We start from the raw sequence: 23713 nt of genomic DNA on the forward strand, positions 1-23713 counted from the left end.
ATGATCCGCCGCTACATCATCTGGCGAAACCGCCATGCCGACGACCAGCACCTACAAGCCGTCATCGACAGGGCAAACGTTGCCTGAGGCGGCACTAGCTACTCAGATCCTGGCCCTGGACAACCGGCTGGGGCGCATCGACCGGCAGATCCGCGACACCTTCCGCACCCACCCACAAGCCGACACCCGACGCCGGCCACCTGGCCTCAGCCGCCGGACTGGTCCCCGTCCCCCGCGATTCCGACCGAGTCGTTCGCTGGACTCGATACCTTTGCGGGCGATCCGCACGCCGATACGCCTGCCGCGTAAGCAATTCCGCAGGTGGGGGCGTGGAGGCGCTGCGGCTTGGATTCGATCGCGAGGGATTCGTGTCCCGTGTGGAAGTGGGACAGCATCGACTTCAGGGCGAGGCTGTCATGTGTGTTGGCCGCGGAGAGCCCGACGCGTAGCGGCAGTCCTTTCGCGTCGGACAGGACGTGCATCTTGGAACCGGGCTTACCCCAATCCACGGGGCTCGGACCTGCAAGTTCGCCCCCTATTTTCCCCGGACGTGAGCCGAGTCCAAGACCGCCCGGGACAGGTCGACCAGGTCCCGCCCGTCCAGCAGTTGAAGCACCGTCTGATGCAGTCGTCCCCAGACCCCGGCCGGGGACCAGATACCGAACCGACGGCGCACGGTCGACTTCGACGCCCCCGAAGCACGGCGGAGAGCACGCCAGGCGCAGCCGCTGACCAGGACGTAGATGATCGCGGCGAAGACCGCCTCGTCATCGATGTTCGCGACCGCACCGCCCTGCGGACGCACCCGCGCCGGCGGCAACAACGGCCGGGCAAGCTCCCACAGTCCGTCCGGAACAATCCATCCCCACCGACTACTCCTCATGCCCAGCGCAACCGTCAACCCGCCATGTAGGACACGGCCTTAACGTCCTGGCCGCGATGCGCAAGAGACGCCAGGGCCTCTCCGATGCTGAGATCACCCGGCGGGCCGCCGTCAACCCGCAGTGCCTTCAACGCCACCGCGACCTCAAGGCGGAAGCCCAGACCGTCCGCGCCCACCTCGCCCAAGGCGGGCCGCGTGCGGCGGCAGCAGCGACCGCCCGCAAGGAGGCGGCCCTCGAAGTCGAGAACCGCATGCTCCTGGAACAGAACGCCGCCCTACAACGAACCCTTCACGAAGTCCAGAACGAGCTGCGCACGCTACGCGCCCACGAACTGGGCGCCTGCCTCCGCGACGGCCTGGGCGCCCGCTCGCTGCGCGACACGGAGATGGAGGAACTGCCCGAGCAACGAGACGCAGCACTCGCAGCCAGCCGCCAAGCAGAGACGGCCATGCAGGCACTCCGCAACGTCAACCAACGGCTGATGGTCGAGAACAGCCGGCTGATCGCCGCAGATGCTCCAGAACCAACCCGGACAGCCCCATCCGCCCTCAAGCCGCCCGGCCCTTGAGAAACCTGCCGCCAACCGACCCCTCACCGACACCCCCGCCAGCCTCGAACCCGACGGACGGAGTCAGTACGGATCTGACCGCATGACCAGGTGAGGCCCCTCCAACGCTCCGGAGAGGCCTCACCGATATCCAGAACCACCGGTACACGCCCTGCTCACGGCCTCGAACTCCTGAAGCCGAGAACTCGGGCGGCGGTCAGGACCCATCTTCGCCTGCGTCAATCTCGCTGATAAGCATCTCCGGCACGAGATCAACGGCGGACTACAGGTCGTCGAGAGCTGGAACTCTACCAACGACAAGATCTTCTACGGCCGCGAGAGCGTCCTCACCGGCGCCGACCGCGAGCACGCCGAGGCCTCTATGCTCGCACTCCATCTCCTGCAATCCAGCCTGGTCCTGATCAACACCCAGCTTCTCACCGCCGCAGACCGGCGCGGGCTGTCCCCGCTGTTCTGGTCCCACGCCAACCCGTACGGGAGATTTCAGCTCGATATGGACAGCAGGCTCGACATCACCAGGAGGTAGGCCTACCCCGGATGGCCAGGTGCCGCTTACTGCCCCTCGCCATGATGCGGCGGCGGGCGCTCTCCTTTCGGTAATCCGTCAGCCGTTTGCTCAGACGGGAAGTTCGGTGATGCTGAGGGCGAAGTTCAAGTTCCCCACCCCGTGGTTGGCGAGGCCCACCGTGACCACGCCCGCTCCTTCCAGCCAGTGCGCCATTTTCAGGCCGCCGACGTCCAGCGGGCGCAGCCCGAGGCTCTCGATGAACGCCTCCACACCTGCCTTGGCCTGCGCGTTATCGCCGGCGAGGAAGACGTCGGGCCGACCCTTCTCCAGGACATGACGGAAGACGGTGTTGAACGCCTTCACCACACTGGCGCTGGCCGGGGCGGCCTTGGCGACTTCCTGCGCGATTGAGGTCTCCTCGCGGTGGGCCAGCCCGTCGAACGTGGAATTGAAGGGATTGCAGATGTCGACGATGACCTTGCCCGCGAGAGCGTCTCCGTACTGGGCGATGGCCGGCACGACACCGTCGTACAACAGGGCCACGATGACGATGTCCCCGGCCGGGGCGGTCCCCCATTCTCCCGTCGTGGCGCCGCCGCCGAGAGCCTTCGCCAGGTCAGCGGCCTTGGACTGATCGCGGCCCATGACCTCGACGGTGTTGCCGCCCGCTATCGCCCGCGCGCCGATGGTGCGGGCCATGTTCCCGGTGCCGATGATGCTGATGCTGCTCATGAGATGTCCTGCCCTGATTGTGTGTTGTCCGGTTCAGAGGGCGGTGGTGCCGCCGTCGGCGACGAGTTCCATGCCGTTGACGTAGCTGGAGTCGTCGGAGGCGAGGAAGAGGGCGGCGGTGGCGATCTCGTCGGGGCGGCCCATCTGGCCGCGGGGGATGAGGGACTCGAACTGGCGCTTGGTGGCCTCGTCGAAGAGTTCTTCCTGCTTGGCGGTGGCGACCTGGCCGGGGGTCAGGACATTGACGCGGATACGGCGGTCCTTGAGCTCGTTGAGCCAGATGCGGGCCCATGCCTGCTGGACGGCCTTGCTGCCGGCGTAGACGCTCCAGCCGGGGAAGGCGCCGAGGGAGGCGTTGGAACCGGTCATGAGGATGGAGCCGCCGTCGTTGAAGAGCGGAAGGGCCTTTTGGACGGTGAACAGGGTGCCGCGGGCATTGAGCCCGAACCAGGTGTCGAACTGGGCCTCGGTGATCTCGCCGAGCGGGGCAGGCTCGCCCCCTCCGGCGCTGGCCCACAGCACGTCAAGGCTGCCCTTCTCCCGCTTGACGGTGTCGTACAGGCGGTCCAGGTCGTCCAGGTCGGCGGCGTCGCCCTGGACGCCGGTGACGTTGCGGCCGATCTGCTTCACGGCCTCGTCCAGGGCCTCCTGGCGGCGGCCGGTGATGAAGACGTGCGCTCCCTCATCGACGAACAGCTTCGCGCCGGCCAGCGCCATGCCGGTGGTGCCGCCGGTGATGACCGCGACCTTGCCGTCGAGCTTTCCCATAGTCGTTCCCTTTGGCTCGGTGGTGCCGTGCGCACCTGGGATGGCGGTGTTATGTACACCGCCCTGTGTGCTTACCGTACGGGGCGGGCGGCCGGGACGCAAACTATGTACACCGGCCGTTACCCATTTCAGGTACCATGGGCCTATGACGGAGTTGGAAAAGGGCCCCACGGGCCGCCGCCGCGGCCGGGGCGCCCGCGAGCGCATCCTCGGCGCGTCCCAGCAGCTGTTCCGCGAGCAGGGCATCAACCGCACCGGCATGGACCAGCTCTGTGCGGTGGCCGAGGTGTCCAAGCGCACGGCCTACCAGCACTTCACCGGCAAGGACGAACTCGTCGCCGAGTACCTGCGCCGGTTCGACCCCTCCGTTCTGTCCGGCGTGTTCGACCGCACCGACCTCACGCCCCGCGAGCGACTCCTCGCCGCCTTCGACATCCCCCCCACCACCCCCCTGTGCCCCTACATCGGTGCCGCCGTCGAACTCAACGACCCCCAGCACCCCGCGTCCCAGTACGCACGCGACTACAAGAAAGCCGTCGCCGCGCGGCTCGCCGACACCGCCCGCGAAGCCGGCGCCGCCGACCCTGAACAGCTCGGCGAGCAGCTCGCGCTGCTCATCGACGGCGCCGCGGCCCGCACCCGGGTCCTCAACACCGACGCCTTCCCCACCGCCGCCGCCATCGCCGCCGTCCTCATCGACAACGCCATCCCCGCCACGGCCAGCGATGACCATCGACGGGAGGAAGTATCGAGTTGACGTGGCACTGCCGGGCTGGACGCGCTGCCGGTCGCGGCTGCACCCGCTGATACGCGACACCAGCCGCCCGGCACCGGGCCCGGACCTGCTGGCTTTTGCGGAAATGCCCGCCCGCCCACTGAAAGCCGCAGCAGAACCCGCCACGCAGAACGGCGACCCGCGAAGGCTTTAGGGGTTCGAGGCCGTCATCCCGGCCCAGGGCGCTGGCGCGCCGCCGGTTCGAACAGACGGCATCGCATAATCCGTACGCGGTGGCGCATGAAGAACACGTACGCAGCTGGGAGGTTCTGAGGATGGGGGCCCGCCAATGTCACTGGCGGGCCCCCCATCCTCAGAACCTCTACGAGCCGGAGACTTGCCACCCCTCTCATCCACTCCACCGCGGCGCTCTCCTCGCGGGGCAGCACGGCGTTGACTTCTGGACCGAGCCAGCTCATCCATTCACGCTGATCATCAGTGGGTGGTCCATCTGGCCACGCCAGTTCGAAACGAAGGCCAACAGGTGGGCAGCCAACACGTCCGGCTGAAACCCGCCGTCGGGTTCTGGATCCCACGGGCGGACTCCCGACACTAGGAACGGCGGACCGCCGGCGATCAGACGACCTACCGCGTCCGCAGCACGTACTTCCAGTCGGTCTCAGGTGCTTCGGGGCCCCCTCAGACAACTGCTGGCCGAAGAACGGAACCGGCTCAGAGGTCAGCCGCAACAGCACCACTCCGTCAGGCCATTTCACTCTTCAGCGCATGGTGAGCGGGGGTCAGTCGAACTACTCAAGCGTGCCTTGAGACGACATCGCCTCCAAGCTGCCACATCTCGTAGTTCCCACATTCTGCCGTGATCTCGGCCGTCGACTGAGCCGCAGTGACGAAGTCATGTACTACCGGCGAGGTGTGAGATGCCGCTACCGCGAGGCACACCTGGTCGGGCGCCAGTTCCGGGATGGGCACATAGACGACGTCCGGATGCGAGTAGAACACGGACGCCGAACGGGCCAGGAAGGAGATGCCCCGGCCGGCCGCGACATGCTCGAGCGTCTCGTCCACCCCGCGCACCGGGTACCCGGCATTGGGGAGCGGGCACTTGGTGGGCTGCGTGCTCGGGTCACCGTGCCAGACCAGCGGTTCGCCGGCCAGGTCGGCCTCGGTGACCTCCTCCTTGCCGGCAAGCCGGTGTCCGGCGGGCAGTACCGCTACCCGCGGCTCGGTGTACAGCGGGGTGAGGCGCAGACCGGCCTCATCGATGGGCAGCCGCACGTAGCCGACGTCGATGCGGCCGTCGAGCAGCATCGCAGCCTGGTCGTCCCCTTCGATCCGCTGCACGTCCACGACCACGTCCGGGTGCCGGTCCTCGAACGCACGGGCTGCCGGGGTGACTGCAACGCCGGCCCGGAAACCGACCATCAGCCGCCGCTTGCCGCCGGCGGCCGCGGACACCCGACGGCGGACCGCTTGGGTTGAGGCGAGCAGCGGACCGGCGTCGGCCAGCAGTTGCCGGCCCGCATCTGTCAGCTCTACGCCGTGGCGATCCCTGGTGAACAGCGAGGCGCCGAGATCTTGCTCGAGCGCGCGGATCTGCCGGCTGAGCGCCGGCTGCGCGATGTGCAGCTCATCGGCGGCGCGGCCGAAGTGCAACTGGTCGGCCACAGCGACGAAGTAACGCAGTTTGCGCAGGTCCAGATCCATCGCGTCTCCCAGTCGGTGATGCCGCCAAGGTATCACCACGACTGAAAGAAGTCTTGGACGTCCACTCAGGCCAATGGCAACCTGAATAGGTACCTAATAGTCCGAGCGAATTCGGCACAAGAATTCGACATCGGGTGGCCAGGCTCAGAATGAGCACATCAGGAATTGAACGCCCCCATCGCGTCATTCGACGGCGTCGATGACACAACCGTTAAAAACGACGGTGTGGGCATGGCATCCTATCCAGCTCCAGAAAGCAGAAACTCCATGAGCAGCATCAGCATTATCGGCTTGGGGAACGTGGCCCGCGCCCTGGCCGCCCGGGCGCTCGAAGGCGGCAACGCAGTCGAGATCATCGGCCGCGACCCGGCCAAGGCCAAGGAATTGGCCGCTGCGCTGGGTGGCGCCACTGTCGGGACGGCCGGCACCGCCCCGGCCGGGGACACCGTTGTCCTCGCCGTGCCGTACGCCGGCGCGACGGCGGTGGTGAGGGAGTACGGGGATGCACTGCGCGGCAAGATCATCGTCGACATCACCAACCCTGTAGCCCCCGACCTGCAGGGCTTCGTCGTCCCCGACGGCAGTTCCGGCGCACAGGAGATCGCCAAGGCGGCTCCCGACGACGCGCATGTCGTCAAGGCGTTCAACACTGTGTTCTCCCACGTTCTGGCGGCCGGCGCGGCCGAGGGCCGCCCTCTGGACGTGTTCATCGCCGGCGACAACGCGCAGGCGAAGGCACACGTGTCGGCGTTCGTCGAGAGCTTGGGGCTGCGCCCCTGGGACACCGGGGAACTGTCCATGGCGCGGGCACTGGAGAACGTCGGCCTGCTGGAACTGGGCCTCATGAACCACTCCGTCAAGCACACCAATTTCTCCCTCGGCATCACCCTTCTCGACTGAGCACACCCATTACCCCCACCTTTCGTGCCGCGTTACGCCAGTTCACTTACGGCACGAAAAGACCCCCGAACCTACCCTCACAAGGACAATCAGATGCGCGTATTCGTCGCTGGGGGGACCGGCCATTCCGGTTCGTACATCATCCCCGAGCTCATCGCCGCCGGGCACGAGGTCACCGGCCTGGCCCGGTCGGACGCTTCCGCAGCGGCCCTGTCCGCGCTCGGCGCGAAGGTGCGTCGCGGCGACGTCCAGGATCTCGACGGGCTCAAGGAGGCAGCCTCGGAGTCCGACGGCGTCATCCACGTGGCCCACAGGCAGGATCTGCTGCCCTCAGGCGGGATGGACGCCGTGGCCGCTGCGGAGCTCCCGATCATGCTCGCGTACGGCGAGGCACTCGCGGGAACCGGAAAGCCGCTGGTCACGGCGGGAAGCATTGGCTCACCCGGGCAGCAACTGGGCCGGCCGGCCACCGAGGAGGACCCGGCCCTCCCCGCCGGCAAGGAACACAAAGGCACCCTGCGGATCCGCAACGTCGTGGAAAGGGCCGTAGTCGACCTCGCCGAGCTGGGGGTGCGATCTTCGGTCGTGCGGATCGCCAACATCGCGCACAGCACGACCGATCGTGCCGGCTTCCTCCCCACGCTGATCGCGCTCGCGAAGGAAAAGGGGTTCGTCGGCTACCACGGCGACGGCGCGAACCTGTGGAACGCCGTGCACGTCCGCGATGCCGCCACCTTGTTCCGACTGGCGCTGGAGAAGGGGTCAGCTGGCAGATACTGGCACGCGGTTGGGGACGGGGCCATCCCGTTCCGCGAGATCGCCGAGGCCATCGCCAACCGTCTGGGCCTGCCCGCCGTGAGCGTTCCCAACGATGCCTTGATGACGCCGGGGTACTTCGGGTTCCTCACGAACATCGCCACGCAGAGCTACCCGGCGTCCAACCTCATCACCCGCCGGACCCTCGGCTGGGAACCCGCCCAGCCCGGCCTGCTCGCCGATCTGGACAACGGCCACTATTTCCCCGCCGGCTGACGGCGGGAACCGGAATCGAAACGAGCCCGGCAACCGGCAAGTTCAGCTCTTATGAAGGACGTTGAGATTATGACGACTGTGGGATTCATCGGAAGCGGAAGCATCGGCAGGACCCTCGCGCAACTCGCTGTCGGGGCCGGGCACCAGGTGGTGCTCAGCAACTCGCGCGGTCCCGAAACGCTCGTGGACACGGCCGCGGAACTGGGGCCGCGAGCGTCCGCGGCAACGAACGAAGAGGCCGCGGCGGCCGGTGACATTGTCGTGGTCACGGTGCCGGTCAGCGCCTTCCCCCACGTGACCGCCGCGCCGCTGGCCGGGAAGACGGTCATCGACACCTGCAACTACGGCCCCGAGCGTGACGGGCACATCCCCGAGCTCGACAGTAAGTCCCTCACTTCAAGCGAGCTGCTCCTGCGGTACATCCCGGACGCCCTGCTCGTAAAGGCGTTCAACAACATCTTCTTCAAGCACCTGCTGTCACTCGCCCGCCCGGCAGGAGCGGCCGATCGCTCCTACCTGCCGATCGCCGGGGAGTCCGCACCGGCGAAGGCGGCGGTGACCGAATTCATCAACTCCATCGGCTACAACGTGGTAGACGCGGGAACGCTGACCGACAGCTGGCGGCAGGCGACAGGCACGCCGGTGTGGGGAACACCGTACGGGCCGTACTCGAACGAGAAGGGCCAGCCGGTCGGCGAGGACGCCATCCGCGCGGCACTGGCCGCCGCAACGCGGTAGCCGCCAATTGTCGCGGACCGTGATGTGCTCCGGCCGTGCCATGCCCTCGCCCGGGGGATACCGGGCGGGGGCATATTTCGCACGCAAAGGCGTCGAATCCAGCGAAGGGTCTGCCCTGCGTCTCGTCGCGCCGAGTCAGGTTCGACGTCGCTGGGCGTGGACGCCTTTGTTCTCGCGGATCAGGCCCGCATCCGCCGGGATCTGGGGCTGCTCAGGCCCGGAGACGAAATTGCCATCGACCTACGCACCCTCACCACCCGACGCCTGGACCTGGTTTTCGACCGCACCCGGCAGATCAACCGCCTCCGAGCCCAACTACTGGAGAACTTCCCTGTGTTGGAGCGGTCACTGGACCTGACCAACAAGGGCCCGATGCTGCTGCTGACGGGCTATCAGACTCCGGCAGCCTTCCGCCGCACAGGTATGAAGCGCATCGGGACCTGCCTGAAGAACCGCAAGGTCAAAGGCGCCGCCGCACTCGCTCGCACCGTGGTGGAGGCCGCCCAGGCGCAGCACACTGCGCTGCCCGGTGAGAAGCTGGCCGCCGCCATGGTGGTCCGCCTCGCCAAGACGGTGATGGCCCTCGACGAGGAGATCGCGGAACTCGACGCCCTCATCGAGGCACGGCTTCACGAACATCCACATGCCGAGGTGATCCGAAGCCTGCCCGGCATGGGCATCAGGCTCACCGCCGAGTTCATCGCCGCAACAGGCGGGGACATGGATACCTTCGCAAGTGCCGCCCGCCTGGCCGGCTTCGCCGGCCAGGCCTCGCAGCCACGCGACTCCGGTCGCGTCAATGGCAACATGCGCAGGCCGCGCCGCTACCACCGCGGGCTACTCAGACCATGTACTTGTCGGCGATGGCCAGCCTCAAGTCCGGCCCCGCCTTCAAGACGTACTACCAACGGAAGCGGAGCGAGGGGAAAGGCCACAAGCAGGCTCTCCTCGCGCTGGCCCGCCGTCGCGTTCATTGGGAAGTCCCGTGCCCCGAGGCTGTCGCTCTCGTATGCGCCCGACTGCCGACAGCAGAGCCGTCGACACCTGCGAAGATCGCCCGAGCAGCGTATGCGTTGCCGCGGACAGCTGATCCGTGACAAGGCGGGAACCTTCAGGACGACGGCGGCTGGAGCGGGAGCGATACGGGCGGTGGAAGGGCCTGTCGAACCCACGCCCGCTTGGATCCGGCCGGTTAACTGCCTTTGATCATCATTGACCGGTGCAGCCGCCGACATGGCGGGCCGCCTTACCCTGGGCCTCTGTCTCACGCATTTTCGGGGAGCAGTCCTGTGCCGTCCACTCGGGGTTACCTCGGCTCCCCAGGCCCGCACTCCTCCTCGTCCAGCCGCACCGGCCGGGCATCGAGTTGGACGGCGTGGCCTTCACCGGTGACGGACCCCGGGCGTCATTCCAGGCGTCCGGGAGCAGATGCAGCCCGACGATCACCACCAACGCGCCCACCGCCGTCCCGAGCCACGCTTCCTGCCGCCCCAGATGCCGCTGGGCCAAAGCGGCCCCGGCTGCTGTGCCCACGGTGACCACTCCCACCTGAGCGATCACATGTCCTCCGCCGAGGCGCGCGCGTGCGCCCGAAGCGCGGTGACCCTCTCGTCGAGGGTGCCCTCCCACGGGTCGCTGTCGGACACGTACTCGTCGTGCCGCCTCCACCATTCATACGCCCGGGTCTGCGGGTAGCCCTCGGGCGAGTCCTCCCAGTCCTCCTGTCGGCCGAGGGCGGTGAGGTCAAGGTAGCTCCACGTGCTGCCCAGCGCCTCGTCGCCGCGGTGGTTGACGAAGTAGGTCCGGAACACCCGCTTACCCTCGCGCAGGAACGCGTTGGTGCCATGCCACTGTTCCACACCGAACTCGGCGTCGAAGCCGTCGGTGAGGGTGTACCAGGGAACGTCCCAGCCCATCCGGGCCTTCAGGCGCTCGATGTCGGGCTGCGGCGCGCGCGAGACGTGCGCGTAGGCGGTGTCGCGGGCGTTCAGATGCGCGAGGTGGGCGACCTGGTCGGCCATCAGCGAGCAGCCTGGGCAGCCACGCTCCGGCCAGCCTGTCACGCCCGGCTCGAAGAAGAAGCGGTAGACGATCAGCTGACGACGTCCCTCGAACAACTCGACCAGGCTCACCGGCCCGTCCGGGCCCTCGAAGCTGTAGGCCTTCTCCACCTCCATCCTCGGCATCCGACGGCGCTGGGCTGCCAGCGCGTCGTGCGCACGGGTCACCTCCTTCTCCTTGACCCGCAGTTCCTGGCGCGCAGCCTCCCACTCCTGGGCTGACACGATCGGTGGCAGTTTCATGGCGCGGCTCCTTTTCGCTATCGGATCGGTATCGGGGATTCGGTGTCTACCGCGGTCCTGCCAGCAGCGCGGTGTTCTCACGTTCGAGGATCTTGACCGGGCTGGTCGGCCAGTCGGCGGCCAGGATCGCCGAAACCGGGTCGGGGAAGATCTCCTCTTGTCCGACGGCGACGCCGTCGAGGATCGCCTGCGCAACGGAGGCCGGGCTGGCCTTGGGGATGTTGAGGTCGCGGGACATGTCGGTGTCCACCGGTCCCGCCAGGACGGCGTGCACCCGAACCCCTCGCTCGGCCAGCAGCGCCCGCAGGGCCTGGGTGAGGGAGAACGCCGCCGCCTTGGAGATCGAGTACGCCGGCATCACCGGTACTGAAGACATCGACGCCGTGGACAGCAGGTTGACCACCGTCCCGTGCGAGGCCGTCAGATGCGGAAGAACCGCCTGAGTGACGGCGTAGGTTCCGAAGAGGTTGACGGCCAGGTGCCGCTTGAGCATCGCGGGATCGGTCAGGTCATCGAAGATGGCCAGTCCGGCATTGTTGACCAGGACGTCGAGGCTGTCGAGGCTGTCGGCGGCCGCCTGGATCTGCGCGTGGTCGGTCACATCCAGGGACAGTGCCGTGACCCGGTTGTCGGGATGAGTGAAGGGCTGGCGCATTCCGGCGTAGACGCGCCCCGCGTCCCTGCGCAGCGCCTCGTCAACGAGCGCGCGTCCGATGCCGCGGTTGGCGCCAGTCACCAGGACGGTCCGGCCGGTGATGGAATCTTGTGTCGCCACGGTGTCATGCTCCGAATCGATTTGGACGGTTGAGGACTCGCACAGGGAACAGACATGCTTGCCGACCGGAAATGGGCGGCCGGGCAGCGCCCAGTTCCGCCGCTGGCCGGTGTCGATACCTGTATCAGCTACCTGATGACGGAGGTGACCCATGTCGGGCGATTTGCTGCAGCGAGCCCGCTCCGGCGACCGTGACGCATTCGCGGAGTTGGTCGAGCCGTACCGTGGCGAACTCCAGCTGCTGTGTTATCGCATGCTGGGATCCCTTCAGGACGCCGAGGACACCCTCCAGGAGGTCCTGCTAGCGGCTTGGCTGGGCCTGGATGGCTTCGAGGGCCGGTCCTCGGTGCGTACTTGGTTGCACCGCATCGCCACCAACCGCAGCCTCAACGCGCTACGCGCCGCCACCCGCAAACCTGAGCCCGCGCCCACCCCGGCGGTGCCCGCTCCGGAGCCGTCGCGTCTGGGCGAGGTCACCTGGCTGCAGCCCTACCCCGACCTGTTCCTGGACGACCTCCCCGACCAGACCCCCGGCCCTGAGGCCCGCTACGAATCTCGCGAGGCGGTCTCGCTGGCCTTCATCACTGCCGTCCAGCTGCTGCCGCCCAACCAGCGCGCGGTGCTGCTGATGCGTGACGTGCTCGGCTACCACGCCGCCGAGACCGCCGACCTGCTGGGCCTCACCGAAAGCGCCGTCACCAGCGCCCTCAAACGAGCCCGGGCCACGCTGCAGGCCACCCGTAACGGCGACCGCCCCGCACTCCCTCCGGACAGCCCGGCCGAACGTGCCCTCACCGACCGGTTCGTGGCCGCCTTCACCGACCACGACGTCGCCGCCTTGATCGCGCTGATGACCGATGACGTCTGGGTCCGGATGCCGCCCTTGCCGTTCGAGTACCGCGGCGCCCAGGCCGTCCGCCGCTTCTTCACCACGGTCTTTGCCCAAGACTGCACCATCGGCCGCATGATCCCGACCCGGGCCAACGGCCAGCCCGCTTGGGGCGAATACAGTCGCGATCCGCTGACCGGCCTGCTGCGCTGCACGGGAATCGTGGTAGCCGCCTATACCACCTCTGGCATCAGCGAACTCACCCACTTCGAAACCACCATCGCCCCCCACTTCGGCCTCCCCCGAACCCTCGCATCGGTCTGATGGGCGCGAGAGGGCGATATGCGAGTTGAGGTCTGAATTGAGATCGACAGGCACCGGTCTCATCGTCACTGTGGACGACAGTAGCGAGTTCGGGGTTTATGTCAGAGTCGTCCTGGGTCTGGGGGAAGACTAGAGCCTGTCCGGTCGATCATGTGACCGTCTGATGGTCTGGTCGTTGATCGGGTATGGGGCGGGGCGATCTGACAGACGCTGAGTGGGAACGGCTGCGGCCGTTCCTGCCGGTGGGCAATGGCCGGTGCGGGCGGTGGAGGGATCACCGGCAGGTGATCGACGGGATCTTGCACCGGGTGCGGACCGGGGTGCACTGGCGTGACCTGCCCGAACGCTTCGGACCGTGGAAGACGGTCTATGAGCGGCACCGGTTGTGGTCGGCCGACGGTACTTGGGAACGGCTGCTCCAGCAGGTTCAGGCCGCAGCGGACGCCGCGGGTGAGATCGACTGGGACATCGGGGTGGATTCCACGGTGGTACGCGCTCACCAGCATGCGGCGGGAGCCCGCACCAGCCCGCCCCCCGCACCGGCCACGTCAAGGGGGGATGCGGACGGCGAACACCAGGGCGAACCGCCCTGGCAGAGCCTTCACGCCCGCCTGGTGGAGGTGGTGAAGCAGGTGAGGACTGGGCCGCTCCCGGGGCGGCTTCACCACCAAGATCCACCTGAGCGCCGAGGGCCGGTGCCGACCGCTGTCCCTGGTCATCACGCCCGGGCAGCGAGCAGACTGCACTCAATTCGACCCGGTGCTCGACAAGATCCGCGTTCTGCGGACCGGGCCGGGCAGGCCGCGCAAGGAGCCCGATAGCGTCGCCGCGGACAAGGCCTACAGCAACGGGCCCTGCCGGGACAGCTTGCGCCGCCGGGGCATCCGGCACACCATCCCGGAGAAGACCGACAGCCAGGCCGCCCGCCGACGCAAGGGATCACGAGGCGGGCGGCCGCCAGGATTCGACAAGCAGCGTTACAAGAAGCGCAACACCGTTGAGCGGGCCATCAACAGGCTGAAACAGTCCCGGGCTGTTGCCACTCGCTACGACAAACGCGGCTACGTTTACCTCGGAACGGTCACCGCCGCCGCCCTCGTCATCTGGCTCCGCACGTGATCCCAGAAGCGGTCTTACTCGCCCATCAGCTCAGGCAGCAGGCGGGAGTCGCCCACCAACGGTGCAAGCAGACTCTCCACATAGGCACGCCGGGCTGTGGGTTCCACGGCGGCGACGACCTCACGATGATCACGCAGGTGCTGCCGAACCCTGTTCAGAACGAGCTCGTGCTGTCGTGCGTCGCGCCAGGACTCCCATTGCGCGGCGCGCTGAGGCTCCGCCTGCATCAAGGCCTCGAGGATCGCGTGCTGAGCAGCCGCAAGATGGGGACTCCCGAAGAAGACATCGTCCAGGCCGTCGAATTTCCGATTCATCACCATGCGGTGGAGCGCCTTCAGGTGCCACAGTGACCCGAAGGCCACCGAGACGGATTCATCTGTCACGCAGGGATGATGGCCCAGAGTGGCTGGGCTCGGCACCCGCGTTTTGAGATGTCCGCATGATCGGCCGGACAGGCCCTAACCGTCCATCGCCTCGATCAGACTCTTGGGCCGCATGTCGGTCCAGTTCTCCTCGATGTAGGCCAGGCACGCGGAACGGCTGTCGCGTCCATGGACCACGTCCCAGCCGTCGGGCACGTCGATGAAGTGGGGCCAGAGCGAGTGCTGTCCCTCGTGGTTGACCAGCACGAGGAATTCGCCGTCAGGGTCATCGAAGGGGTTCATGGTCACGATTGTCCTGAGCCGGAACCCGGCGCACATCGGCGATGACCACAGTTACGGCGGTCGGGGTCGCGCCTTTCACGCACCGTCCGGCACGCGTCGGCGGAGCATGAGCGGCGCGCGCGAGGCCGCACTGGTGATGTGTCGGTATTCGAGAGCTGCAGTGATCCGGCCTCGGGACGGGAAACCGTGGTCGTCAGTAACGAGTTGGTGCGTGATAGCGGGTGAGGTGCGTCCGGCCTGGTCGTGGCCTGTTTTGAGGCGGTGACGGTGCGACCGAACCCGTCAGGACCTCTCCGAGGCTGTCGACGTGCTGGTCGTCTGGGCCGTTCGGGGTGAGGCCGCTGGGGTCGGCGTACAGGGTGGGAGTGTTGTCGACGTAGGCGTAGGTGGAGATGTGGGGGGTGGTGCGGTCGGACGTGGCGGGGTCGAGGCGATTGAAGCGGCCTGTGGCGGTGTTGTACTGGCGGGCGTGGAGGTCGAGGTTGCCTGTGGTGGTCTCGTAGCAGGCGCCGGTGTAAGAGGGGGTGCTGTCGGGGGGCGCCGCTGGTGGTGGTGTTCAGGACGCGGGTGCCGTAGGGGTCGTAGGCCCAGCGCTGGTAGAGGGTGCCGGTGTTGGTGACGTCGACCGGAGAGCCCTGGGTGTCGTGGTGGTAGTAGAAGAGGGTGCCTGCGCCGGTCATGGTGGCGGCGGAGATCTGTCCGGCCAGGTCGTAGGTGTCGGCGCCGGCCTCGGTCTGGTTGCCCTCGGCGTCGTAGTCGTAGGCGGTGGTGGTGGAGCCGATGGTGGTGGACGTCAGCTGGTCGGCGGTGTCGTAGGTGTAGCTGGTGGAGCCGCGGGGCGTCGTCTTGGTGAGGTTGCCGTCGGCGTCGTACCCGTATGTTGCCGTCCGGTTCAGGGGGGCGGTGACCGAGGTCGGGCGCCGGGCCGCGTCGTAGCCCTAGGCGGTGGTGTGGTCGTTGGCGTCGGTACCCACCACCACGCCCACCCTAAAACCTCAGTAGCCGCCCGGAGGTATACGAGGCCGTGCCATCCACGCTGCTGAAAATCCCTGAGTGGGAGCGCCGTCGAGGAGTCGACGGTTCGGATACACCACGCCGTCTATCACATTGCTGCTCGCCAGGGTGGCTAACCAATACCGAGATATCCGGGCAAACTGACGGCAGAGCAACACGATGTTCTCTCAAACCCCGCCCGACACGTGAGCCTTCACACGCACCGTTGATGTCCAGGCCACTGCCCAGATTGCTCTGCGCGCCCCACAATGCATAGCACCTTGCCGCCCCAAGGCGCCTGGAGGGCCTTGCTGTGCCAGTACCCCTCGGAGACGGAATAGCCGGTGAGGACCCGGGGGGGCACTGCCCTTCGTGGGCCGTTCGAAGCCGCAGCAACAACTGGTAATTCAGACACACGAGATGAGGATGCACCAAGACATGTCGTTACCTGCAGCAACGCAGCCAGCCTCGCAAGTATTCAAGCGAAAGTGCTCAAGGATCGGAATCCCGATCGGCCTGGTCACTGCCCTGGCCGTTGCCCTCCCCACGGCGGCAGCTCACGCCGACAACATCCCCAACCTCCCCCAAAACGCGGGGGGTTACGAGGCCTCGTTCTCGCCAGCGTACGACTATGACGGCGATGGGTGTTACCCCGTCGCTGCCATCTCGCCTGACGGCACACTCAATCCAGGACTGAATCCCTCTGGTGCAGTCAACGGCAACTGCCACGACCAGTCCGACCTGGATCGCACTCAGACCTACGCGCGGTCCAAGTGCAACAACGGTTGGTGTGCCGTGGTGTACGCCAGCTACTTCGAGAAGGACCAGGCTGTCGACGGTAGCGGGCTCGGAGGGCATCGCCACGACTTCGAGCACGTGATCTCATGGATCAACCAGGCATCGAACCAAGTCGAATACCTCACGACGACGCAGCACTCCAGCCAGAAGACCTACCCCCGGTCGCAAGTACGCTTCGACGGCTCTCACCCTAAGGTCGTCTATCACAAGGACGGGCTGAGCACCCACTTCTTCCGCCTCGCGAATGCCAACGACGAGCCCCCCGAGAACCATTACCATACCTGGCGCCAACCTCCCATTGTGGATTGGAACGGATGGCCCAGCACCTCGCTGCGAGACGCTCTGATGAACGCGGACTTCGGTTCAGCAACCATCAAAGTCACCGACAAGGACGACCGCTTCCGCTACCTGCTGAACGTGTCCAAGCCCGCCGACATCCCGTTCGACCCCTGGGCCTGAGAGCCCAGCGAGAAGACCAACTGAGTGTCATATGCCTGAGGGTGCCCTGCTTCGCAACATGGGAGGAGGGCACCTCTCCTACGAGGAATCACCGCAAGGCGCCGCTTGGCCTCACGGTCAAGCGGCGGAGTGACGTTGGACGTTCGCTGCAGAGTTGCACAAACGGGTCCGCGCCCGCGTCGAGCGCGCCTTCGCCCGCATGAAGTCCTGGAAGATCCTGCGCGACTGCTGCCTCAGGGGCGACGGCGTTCACCACGCTATGAGCGGCGTCGCCCGTCTGCACAATCTCGCCCTCACTGGATGAACGAGTGGGCCGGACACCGCCGGTCCGCGAGTGCACCGACTTGAAGATCAGTTCCGGGACAAGCCTTACCTTGATATCTACTCGCTGCACAGCGGCGGCACTACGCAGCACGGCCCCCTGGAACGAGGTCAGCAGAACTCGCCCTGTTCGTGGGGCGGGTTGCGTCGGGCTGATATGACGGGCAGTCTGGCACGGACGCGGGGGGACACCGCCGACGGCGGTGAGGGATGGGCCGCCGCTCGAGGCCGCTGAGCTTCAGGTCGCGGGGATGCTGTCGGTGTCGAACTGGTGGCCTGGCGTGAAGGCGAGTGTGCTGCCGCCGTTTCTTTCGCCGTGGCGGCCTCTCCTTGGGTGAAGCGACGCCCTTCCTTACGGGCGGTGATCGAGGGCCTGGCGCTCCTGATCGCGCACGCTGGATCGAACCAGGCATCGTGCCAGTTCCGTGGTGGTCGAGAGGGTATCGACCGACAGGGGTTGTGTGGCGAGGGCCCCCTCGTGCAGGACCAGGAGCTGGCTGGCGAGGGTGGCCGGGTGTGAGCAGCCCGCCCTGGTGGCGAGTTCCTCGAACAGGTTCAGCAGCCACAGCTTCTGGTCGGTCGCGAGGCGGTGTGCGGGATGCGAGGGGTCGGGGAGTTCGGCCAGCGCGTTGATGAACGCACACCCGCGGCTGTTGGTCTCGCTCCAAGTCCGCAGGGCCTCGAAGGGTGCGGTGACGGCCTCGACGGGAGTCTCACCGACGTCGAGGGCGGCTTGGACGAGTGAGCGCCAGCGCTGGTCGCGTTCCCTCAAATAGGTTGCCACCAGGTGGTCCTTGGATCCGAACTGGTTGTACAGGGTTCGCTTGGTCACGCCCGAGCGTTCGGCGATGAGGTCCACGCCGACCGCTGTGATTCCGCGGCTGTAGAAGAGTTCCTCGGCGGCCGCCGCGATACGACGTCCCGCTGGCGTCATCGGCTTTTGTTCCCGCACGAGGCACCCCTTCACCGATCAGTGTACCGTGGATGTGTTCACAGATCAGTATATCGGCGAGGAGGTGCAGGCGATGAGCGTGCCCAAGCTCATGCGCGCGGTACGCGTCACCGGGCATGGAGGACCGGAGGTGCTTGAGTGCACGGAAGTGGCCGTGCCCGTCCCGCGTGCGGGAGAAGTACTGGTCGAGGTCGGCGCCGTGGCGCTGAACAACACTGACCTGTGGACCCGCGAGGGCGCCTACGGGCGCCCGGGGGCCCCGAAGACCCGGTCGGGCTGGCGGGGACCGGTTAGTTTCCCGCGGATCCAGGGCGCCGACGTGGCGGGCCTGGTCGCGGCGGTCGGCGTCGGCGTGGACGGGTGCCTCGTCGGACGCCGAGTGGTCATCGACCCCGCGATCTACGACACCGCAGGACCAGATGCGAATCCGGTGGGGCTGATGGGCAGCGAACGGGACGGTGGCTACGCGGAGTACGTGACCGCACCGGCCGAACGCGTACATGACGTGACGGAATCGCCGCTCACCGACGACCAACTCGCGACGCTGCCGACCGCCTACGGCACAGCACTGGGCATGATCGAGCGGGGCGGGCTCCGGGAAGGGGAGACCGCCCTCGTCACGGGCGCCTCCGGCGGCGTCGGTCTCGCACTGGTGCAGATCGCCCGCGCACGCGGCGCTCGGGTGCTCGCCGTCAGCAGCGGATCCAAGATCGAGGCCGTACGCAAGGCAGGCGCGCACGAAGTCGTCGACCGCGCCCGCGATGTCGCCGGGCAGGTCCGCGCCGCTGCCCCGGAGGGTGTCGACGTCGCGCTCGACGTCGTGGCCGGCCGGCTGGTGAGCGAAGGACTGCCGTTGCTGCGCGAAGGGGGGCGCTGGGTCATCGCCGGGGCACTGGGCGGCTACGACGTGGCCTTCGATGTGCGCCGTCTCTATCTGCACAACGCGCAGGTGATCGGTTCCGCGATGCATACGCCCAGGCACTTCGACCGCTTGATGGACATGGCTTGCCGCGCCGAGGTCCGGCCCGTCGTCGCCGCGGTCTTCCCGCTGGAGCGAGCCGCCGAGGCGCAGGAGGAACTCTCCCGCAGGACTCACGTGGGAAAGATCGTCATGCACCCGTGAGCACCCCCGCCCCGGTGACCACGGACGGCCGTCGCCTTGCGGATCCCCGGCGTGAGGGACACGCCGCAGTCGGCGCGCTGCCGCTGGAACGACCACGGGGCACTGCGGTCTGTTGCATGTCGGTACGGGAGCTGCCTGTGGGGAAACTGACCGTGCGGATCTCGAACAGCGCGGGCTGGCGGGAGGAAGGCGGCGACACCGGGGCCGCCGGGGCGGGGCGCGTGGCACGCCGCGCGGCACAGGGCCGGGCGGGCAGGAGGCGCGGCAGCAGCGGGGCCGTGGCTGTGTTGCGGGAGGGGGAGATGAGGTCGGCGAGGAACAGCTGCGTGCCGGGCGGTTCGAAAGCGTGCGCTGTGCCCGGTGCACTGCGCCGTGATCCGCAGCCTGTGGCGGGAGGCGAGCGCGGCCGTCGTGGCGATGTCGTCGGCCCCCGGGGGGCTCCACGGCGGCGGCCAGCCGCTGCTCTGGCACGCAAGTTCCATGTCCGCCGGGCAGTATCCCCATCCGGATCACGGGGCAGGAGCAGCCGGCACGGCGCGTGGGGAGAGATCGGAGAACCTTGCGGCTGACCGCTGTGTCATGACGACATCGCCTTCGGGTGAGCTCCGTCAGCCGGGACTGCTCACTGGCGAGATTCCAGAGCGCTGATGAGGGCGTTGCCCACGATGGCCGGATCAGTCAGCAGCGTCATGTGATTGCCCGGGATGACCGCGGGCTCGACGCCGAGGCGAGCCGCGAACTCGGCGCCGGGCCGGGCCAGGGCAATGTCGTCGGCGCACTCCACATAAGCCGCGTCTAGCCCGATCTTCGTGACCGGGGGCACGTCGAGGCTGTCCTTCATATAACCGCCCGGCTGCGGCAGCAGCAGTTGGCTGACAAGCTTCTGGAGCGGCGTGGGGTCTCCGGGCATGAGCACGCCCTCGACCGCGTCGAGGCCGACGGGGACGGTGCCGTCGGGAGTCGCTGCGATAGCCTGCCGAATCATCGCGGCGTACTGCTCGTTCTCATCGATCATCGGCGTGCCCTGCTCGGGGACCACCGCGGCGAAGTAGATCACCTTTGCGACGCGGCCCGCGAGCCGGTGGGCCGCGCCGGTGACCGGGTATCCGCCCCAGCTGTGGCCGACCAGGACAACATCGGTGAGATCGCGGCTCTCGACTTCGCTCACCACGTGGTCGACCGCGTCGGCCAGGCGGAGCCCGGCCGGCGAGCCATCGTAGGCCAGTCCGGGCATGCTCAGCGCCAGAGTCGGGTAGCCGCGCTCGGTGAGTTGGCGAGCCACCGGGTACCAGCTCCAGTCCCCCAGCCATGCGCCGGGAACGAGGACGAAGGTTTGCGTGGGCTTGCTGGCAGTCAAGTCAGACTCTCTATCTCTTACGATGGGCGCCCTAAGCGGGGAAACGGCGTGCGCTACCCGAGGCGCTCCGGTGTCGATGAGGACGGTGCGCTCGCCTCACCGCAAATTACGGTCCGGTCGGGTTATCGAGCGTCACCCGATCCGGGTAATAGCGCGCCGACGCTCGCCGACGGGTACATCCTCGAGAACCACTCAGCGGGTGCCGGGCGCAAGCAGGCCCAGGTCGCGGGCTCGGGCGACGGCCTCGGCGCGGCGGTGGGCGCCGAGCTTGGCGTACAAGTGGCGCACGTGCACTTTGACGGTGTTGGGCGAGACATTCAGCTGGCCGGCGATTTCCGGCGTGGTCAGGTTGGTCGGCAGGTAGCGCAGTACCCGCAGCTCGCTTCGGCTCAGCGGCTCGGCGAGCGGCGACGGCCCGGCGGTCGACGGCGCGGGCTGGTAACCGGCGAGCAGGCCGAGGATCTCGGCGATCAGGGCGGCGTGGGCGGTGTGGTGCCCGGGGAGGCTCTCCAGCAGACCCGGCACCGGGTGCAGCAGGAACCACAGCAGCACTCCGTCGGGTTCGGCCAGGTCCAGCGCGCGCTCCAAGGCTCCGGCGGCGGCGCGGGGATCACCGAGCGCAGCACGGGCGATCGTCTCCAGCAGGAACGCCTGGGCCAGCCAGCCCGGCCAGGGCAGCGGCGCGGAGCCGTCGAGTACCGGCGCGAGCGCGGCGACTGCCGCCTGCGGATCGTCTTGGGCGAGCCGCAGGGTTGCCAGGCCCAGACGCATCTGCCCGCCATCGCGGTCCTGGTTGGAGAGACCGGCCAGGACCTGCTCGGCGCGATCGGTCTCACCGAGGCGGACAAGGGTCTGCACGAGGAAGGACCGGTTCCCGTGGACCATCAGGTTCGGTTCGGTCAGGCGCTCGGCCACCTGGTCGGCGGCTTGGAAGGCGGCCAGCGCGTCGGCGTCCCGGCCGCGCGCCAGCGCCAGCACTCCGCGCAGGGAGCGGATCGCCAGCGCGTCCGCGGGCTCGGTCTCCGCCCGGAGGATGCGCTCGGCCTGCTGCATCCAAGGTTCGCCCTCCTCCGGCCGCCCCTGCCAGGCCAGGATGGTCCCCACGTTCATGCTCGCCAGGCCGAAGGCCGGCCCCTCGGCCCAGCCGTGCCGTTCGGCCAGCTCGGCCGCCTGCCTGCTGTGCTCCAGTGCCGACGGGACCGATCGGAAGAACTCGAGAGTCGCCTGGTAAACAAGGCCGGTGAACTCCAGGTAAGGCCGTCCGATCCGGCGCGCGAGCGCGACGCCCTGCTCCAGGTGCCGCACGGCCTCCTGGAACCTGGCCATCCAGAACTCGGTGCTGCCCAGGCTGATCAGCGCCAGCGCGCGCAATTCCTCACCCAGGCCGGGCTGCGCCGTCTCGGCCGCCTCCCCCGCGTCCTGCAGCCGCTGCGCCTGCTCGGTCACCGCCGCCAGGCTCCCTTGCCAGCGGGCGATCAGCAGCCGGACGATCCCCACCAGCAGCTGCGCCTGCCCCAGCCGACCCTCCGACGCCAGCGCCCGCTCCGCCAGGCACAGGTACCGTTCCGCCGCCGCCGGCGACCCGCCGGCCAGCTCGTCGGCCGCGGCCACCGCCGCCAGCTCCGCGTCCGCCGCGCGGTACTCGGTGGGGAATCCGGCGAGAAGTCCATGGATGACGGCGGTCTTCCCGTCCAGGTACAGGCCGGGCCACTGGTCGGCGAGCAGCCTGGCAGCCAGCCCCCAGTCCCGCGCGGCCTGGGCGTGCCGAATCGCCTCCACCGCCATGCCCCGGCCCGCCAGCCAGTCGGCGGCGGCCCGGTGCAGTGCGGCGACCTCGCCGGGGCGGGTGCGCCGCAGTTGTAGCCGCAGCAGGTCCGCGAACAGCTGGTGATAGCGGAACCAGGTCCGCGAGGTGTCCAGCGAGACCACGAACGCATTCGCGGCCTCCAGGTCCTGCAGCACCCGCTCTCCGCCCTCGCCCCCGGTCAGCAGGTCCGCGAGATCGCCGTTGACCCGCTCCAGGATGCTGGTGCGCAGCAGCAGCTCCCGCACCTGCTCGCTCTGCCGATCCAGCACCTCGGCCAACAGGTACTCGGCCACCGTCCGTTCACTGCCGGAGAACTCGGCCGCCAGCCGCTGGTCCGGGTCCGCGTGCCCCGCCAGGGATAGCGCGGCCAGCCGCAGCCCCGCTGCCCAGCCCTCGGTCCGCTCGTGCAGCACTGCAACCGCCGGCCCGGGCAGCGCCAGCCCCGCCGCTCTGAACAGCTCCTCGGTTTCGGCCAGGGTGAACCGCAGATCCGGATCGCGGATCTCGGCGAGCTCGCCTTCCAGCCGCAGTTGGTGCAGGCCCAGGCGCACGTCGTGCCGCGTGGCCAACACGAAACGCAGCTGAGGCGACGCCCGCATGATGAGCAGTTGCAGTTGTTGCAGCGCCTCCGGGTCCAGCTCGTGCACGTCGTCGATCACCAGATAGGTCCGATCCTGCAGCGGGGCCAGGTCCGCGAGCAGCCGCTCCACGATCGTCCACCCGTCCAGGTCCGGAGCCGCCGTGAGGGTCCCGACCAGCGCCGAGCCCGCCCTAGTCCGGCGCAGCGCATCCACGACGCCAAGCCAGAAACGCTCCGGATCCCGCTCATCCCGCCCCACCGACACCCACGCCGCGTATTCGGCCAGGCCCGCCGCGGACAGCCACGATCGCAGCAGCATCGTTTTGCCACTCCCCGCCGACGCCGACACCGCCGTCACCCGGGCCGCACCGCCCAGTCGCCCGAACAGCGCCGGGCGAGCAACCACCCCTCCCGCACCGATACCCGCAATTCGCGTGGATGCGGCACCCGTCTCGCTGGACCTCACAGTGCCGATCTTCCCATGAACCTGCGCTCTGCCCCGGACACCATCGGCCTCGCCAGGTCCGCTACGTCATGGAGCAGACCTCTGCCCCACTCCACCAGTTCAAGCACCTCGCCGTCAGGCGGGAATGGCGCCTCGACGACCTCCACGGCGCCTTCGTCCCATTCGCCTGACGAGCTAGTGCCGCATCAGGCAACGTTTGCCCTGTTGTGATGTGACGCGCCGTCCGGATGCTGTGTTGGACGGCGCGTGGGCGTCATTCTGTCCGGGTGGCG

20 protein-coding genes and 7 pseudogenes are annotated in these 23713 nt (G+C 68.0%); 14 read left to right on the forward strand and 13 right to left on the reverse strand.

Going from position 1 to position 23713, the window contains the following annotated elements; all coding sequences use genetic code 11:
* Positions 1–87 (forward strand): annotated as a pseudogene (locus tag ADL25_RS52030) (transposase); the annotation flags it as partial.
* A 1-nt stretch (position 88) separates the two neighbouring features.
* Positions 89–248, forward strand: a pseudogene (locus ADL25_RS51325) (IS110 family transposase); the annotation flags it as partial.
* On the opposite strand, the pseudogene ADL25_RS51330 reads toward ADL25_RS51325, so the two are convergent.
* Positions 235–883, reverse strand: a pseudogene (locus ADL25_RS51330) (IS5 family transposase); the annotation flags it as partial. The pseudogenes ADL25_RS51325 and ADL25_RS51330 overlap by 14 nt on opposite strands.
* A gap of 56 nt (positions 884–939) precedes the next feature.
* Between ADL25_RS51330 and ADL25_RS42530 the strand changes: the two are divergent.
* Together ADL25_RS42530 and ADL25_RS42535 are read left to right on the forward strand one after the other, a co-directional pair.
* Positions 940–1452 (forward strand): hypothetical protein, encoded by a 513-nt coding sequence (locus ADL25_RS42530; protein ID WP_059133325.1) that lies wholly within the window; start codon positions 940–942, stop codon positions 1450–1452.
* Positions 1453–1642: 190 nt separating this feature from the next.
* Positions 1643–1978: pseudogene (locus ADL25_RS42535) on the forward strand (Tn3 family transposase); the annotation flags it as partial.
* Positions 1979–2068: 90 nt separating this feature from the next.
* On the opposite strand, the gene ADL25_RS42540 reads toward ADL25_RS42535, so the two are convergent.
* Both ADL25_RS42540 and ADL25_RS42545 read right to left on the reverse strand, forming a co-directional pair.
* Positions 2069–2692, reverse strand: coding sequence for an NADPH-dependent F420 reductase (locus tag ADL25_RS42540; RefSeq protein ID WP_059133327.1), 624 nt, complete (start codon positions 2690–2692; stop codon positions 2069–2071).
* A 33-nt stretch (positions 2693–2725) separates the two neighbouring features.
* Complete coding sequence (locus tag ADL25_RS42545; RefSeq protein ID WP_059133328.1) at positions 2726–3460, reverse strand: SDR family NAD(P)-dependent oxidoreductase; 735 nt, start codon at positions 3458–3460, stop codon at positions 2726–2728.
* A gap of 145 nt (positions 3461–3605) precedes the next feature.
* Between ADL25_RS42545 and ADL25_RS42550 the strand changes: the two genes are divergently transcribed.
* The gene (locus ADL25_RS42550) at positions 3606–4217 is read left to right on the forward strand and encodes a TetR/AcrR family transcriptional regulator (RefSeq protein WP_059133329.1); all 612 of its coding nucleotides are present in this window, start codon (positions 3606–3608) and stop codon (positions 4215–4217) included.
* Positions 4218–4988: 771 nt separating this feature from the next.
* On the opposite strand, the gene ADL25_RS42555 is transcribed toward ADL25_RS42550, so the two are convergent.
* A complete protein-coding gene (locus ADL25_RS42555) occupies positions 4989–5900 on the reverse strand; it encodes a LysR family transcriptional regulator (protein WP_059133330.1) in 912 nt (303 codons plus the stop codon).
* Between the two features lie 267 nt (positions 5901–6167).
* On the opposite strand from ADL25_RS42555, the gene ADL25_RS42560 reads away from it, so the two are divergent.
* From ADL25_RS42560 to ADL25_RS47485, 4 genes and pseudogenes are all read left to right on the forward strand, one after another.
* Positions 6168–6800, forward strand: coding sequence for an NADPH-dependent F420 reductase (locus tag ADL25_RS42560; protein WP_059133331.1), 633 nt, complete (start codon positions 6168–6170; stop codon positions 6798–6800).
* 93 nt (positions 6801–6893) lie between these two features.
* On the forward strand, positions 6894–7832 hold the full coding sequence (locus ADL25_RS42565; protein WP_059133332.1) for an SDR family oxidoreductase: 939 nt from the start codon (positions 6894–6896) through the stop codon (positions 7830–7832).
* A 78-nt stretch (positions 7833–7910) separates the two neighbouring features.
* Complete coding sequence (locus ADL25_RS42570; RefSeq protein ID WP_059133343.1) at positions 7911–8570, forward strand: NADPH-dependent F420 reductase; 660 nt, start codon at positions 7911–7913, stop codon at positions 8568–8570.
* 159 nt (positions 8571–8729) lie between these two features.
* Positions 8730–9544: pseudogene (locus tag ADL25_RS47485) on the forward strand (transposase); the annotation flags it as partial.
* Between the two features lie 235 nt (positions 9545–9779).
* Here the strand turns inward: ADL25_RS47485 and ADL25_RS49505 are convergent.
* The 3 genes from ADL25_RS49505 to ADL25_RS42585 are packed head-to-tail and all read right to left on the reverse strand — an operon-like array spanning position 9780 to position 11648.
* On the reverse strand, positions 9780–10130 hold the full coding sequence (locus tag ADL25_RS49505; protein ID WP_147317863.1) for a hypothetical protein: 351 nt from the start codon (positions 10128–10130) through the stop codon (positions 9780–9782).
* Positions 10127–10873, reverse strand: a complete 747-nt coding sequence (locus ADL25_RS42580) for a DUF899 domain-containing protein (RefSeq protein WP_079050980.1) — start codon at positions 10871–10873, stop codon at positions 10127–10129. Before ADL25_RS42580 ends, ADL25_RS49505 begins: the two co-directional genes overlap by 4 nt.
* 46 nt (positions 10874–10919) lie before the next feature.
* Positions 10920–11648, reverse strand: a complete 729-nt coding sequence (locus ADL25_RS42585) for an SDR family NAD(P)-dependent oxidoreductase (protein WP_059133334.1) — start codon at positions 11646–11648, stop codon at positions 10920–10922.
* Between the two features lie 151 nt (positions 11649–11799).
* Here ADL25_RS42585 and ADL25_RS42590 point away from each other — a divergent pair, with 151 nt between their 5' ends.
* The gene (locus ADL25_RS42590) at positions 11800–12801 is read left to right on the forward strand and encodes a sigma-70 family RNA polymerase sigma factor (protein WP_059133335.1); all 1002 of its coding nucleotides are present in this window, start codon (positions 11800–11802) and stop codon (positions 12799–12801) included.
* Between the two features lie 185 nt (positions 12802–12986).
* A protein-coding gene (locus ADL25_RS47490) for an IS5 family transposase (RefSeq protein ID WP_402525315.1) occupies positions 12987–13920 on the forward strand; the annotation gives its coding sequence in 2 pieces (ribosomal slippage) (positions 12987–13436 and positions 13438–13920; 933 coding nt in all).
* Between the two features lie 14 nt (positions 13921–13934).
* Here the strand turns inward: ADL25_RS47490 and ADL25_RS42600 are convergent.
* The 3 genes and pseudogenes from ADL25_RS42600 to ADL25_RS51335 form a co-directional block, all read right to left on the reverse strand.
* The gene (locus ADL25_RS42600) at positions 13935–14303 is read right to left on the reverse strand and encodes a hypothetical protein (protein WP_147317865.1); all 369 of its coding nucleotides are present in this window, start codon (positions 14301–14303) and stop codon (positions 13935–13937) included.
* A gap of 75 nt (positions 14304–14378) precedes the next feature.
* Positions 14379–14585: an MbtH family protein gene (locus ADL25_RS42605; RefSeq protein ID WP_059133338.1), complete on the reverse strand. Its 207-nt coding sequence runs from the start codon at positions 14583–14585 to the stop codon at positions 14379–14381.
* Positions 14586–14778: 193 nt separating this feature from the next.
* Positions 14779–15054: pseudogene (locus ADL25_RS51335) on the reverse strand (RHS repeat-associated core domain-containing protein); the annotation flags it as partial.
* An 896-nt stretch (positions 15055–15950) separates the two neighbouring features.
* Here ADL25_RS51335 and ADL25_RS42610 point away from each other — a divergent pair.
* Both ADL25_RS42610 and ADL25_RS47500 read left to right on the forward strand, forming a co-directional pair.
* Positions 15951–16835: an NPP1 family protein gene (locus ADL25_RS42610; protein ID WP_234381282.1), complete on the forward strand. Its 885-nt coding sequence runs from the start codon at positions 15951–15953 to the stop codon at positions 16833–16835.
* A 157-nt stretch (positions 16836–16992) separates the two neighbouring features.
* Positions 16993–17139, forward strand: a pseudogene (locus ADL25_RS47500) (transposase); the annotation flags it as partial.
* A gap of 369 nt (positions 17140–17508) precedes the next feature.
* Here the strand turns inward: ADL25_RS47500 and ADL25_RS42615 are convergent.
* Complete coding sequence (locus ADL25_RS42615; RefSeq protein ID WP_059133340.1) at positions 17509–18090, reverse strand: TetR/AcrR family transcriptional regulator; 582 nt, start codon at positions 18088–18090, stop codon at positions 17509–17511.
* A 91-nt stretch (positions 18091–18181) separates the two neighbouring features.
* On the opposite strand from ADL25_RS42615, the gene ADL25_RS42620 reads away from it, so the two are divergent.
* Positions 18182–19231: a zinc-binding dehydrogenase gene (locus tag ADL25_RS42620; protein WP_059133344.1), complete on the forward strand. Its 1050-nt coding sequence runs from the start codon at positions 18182–18184 to the stop codon at positions 19229–19231.
* Positions 19232–19853: 622 nt separating this feature from the next.
* Here ADL25_RS42620 and ADL25_RS42625 read toward each other — a convergent pair.
* Both ADL25_RS42625 and ADL25_RS42630 read right to left on the reverse strand, forming a co-directional pair.
* Positions 19854–20588 (reverse strand): alpha/beta fold hydrolase, encoded by a 735-nt coding sequence (locus tag ADL25_RS42625; RefSeq protein WP_063805861.1) that lies wholly within the window; start codon positions 20586–20588, stop codon positions 19854–19856.
* Between the two features lie 192 nt (positions 20589–20780).
* Entirely contained in the window at positions 20781–23294 is a 2514-nt protein-coding gene (locus ADL25_RS42630; protein ID WP_059133342.1) for a LuxR C-terminal-related transcriptional regulator, read from the reverse strand.
* Between the last annotated feature and the right edge of the window lie 419 nt (positions 23295–23713).

Source organism: Streptomyces sp. NRRL F-5122, assembly GCF_001507435.1.
Lineage (GTDB): Bacteria > Actinomycetota > Actinomycetes > Streptomycetales > Streptomycetaceae > Streptomyces > Streptomyces lannensis.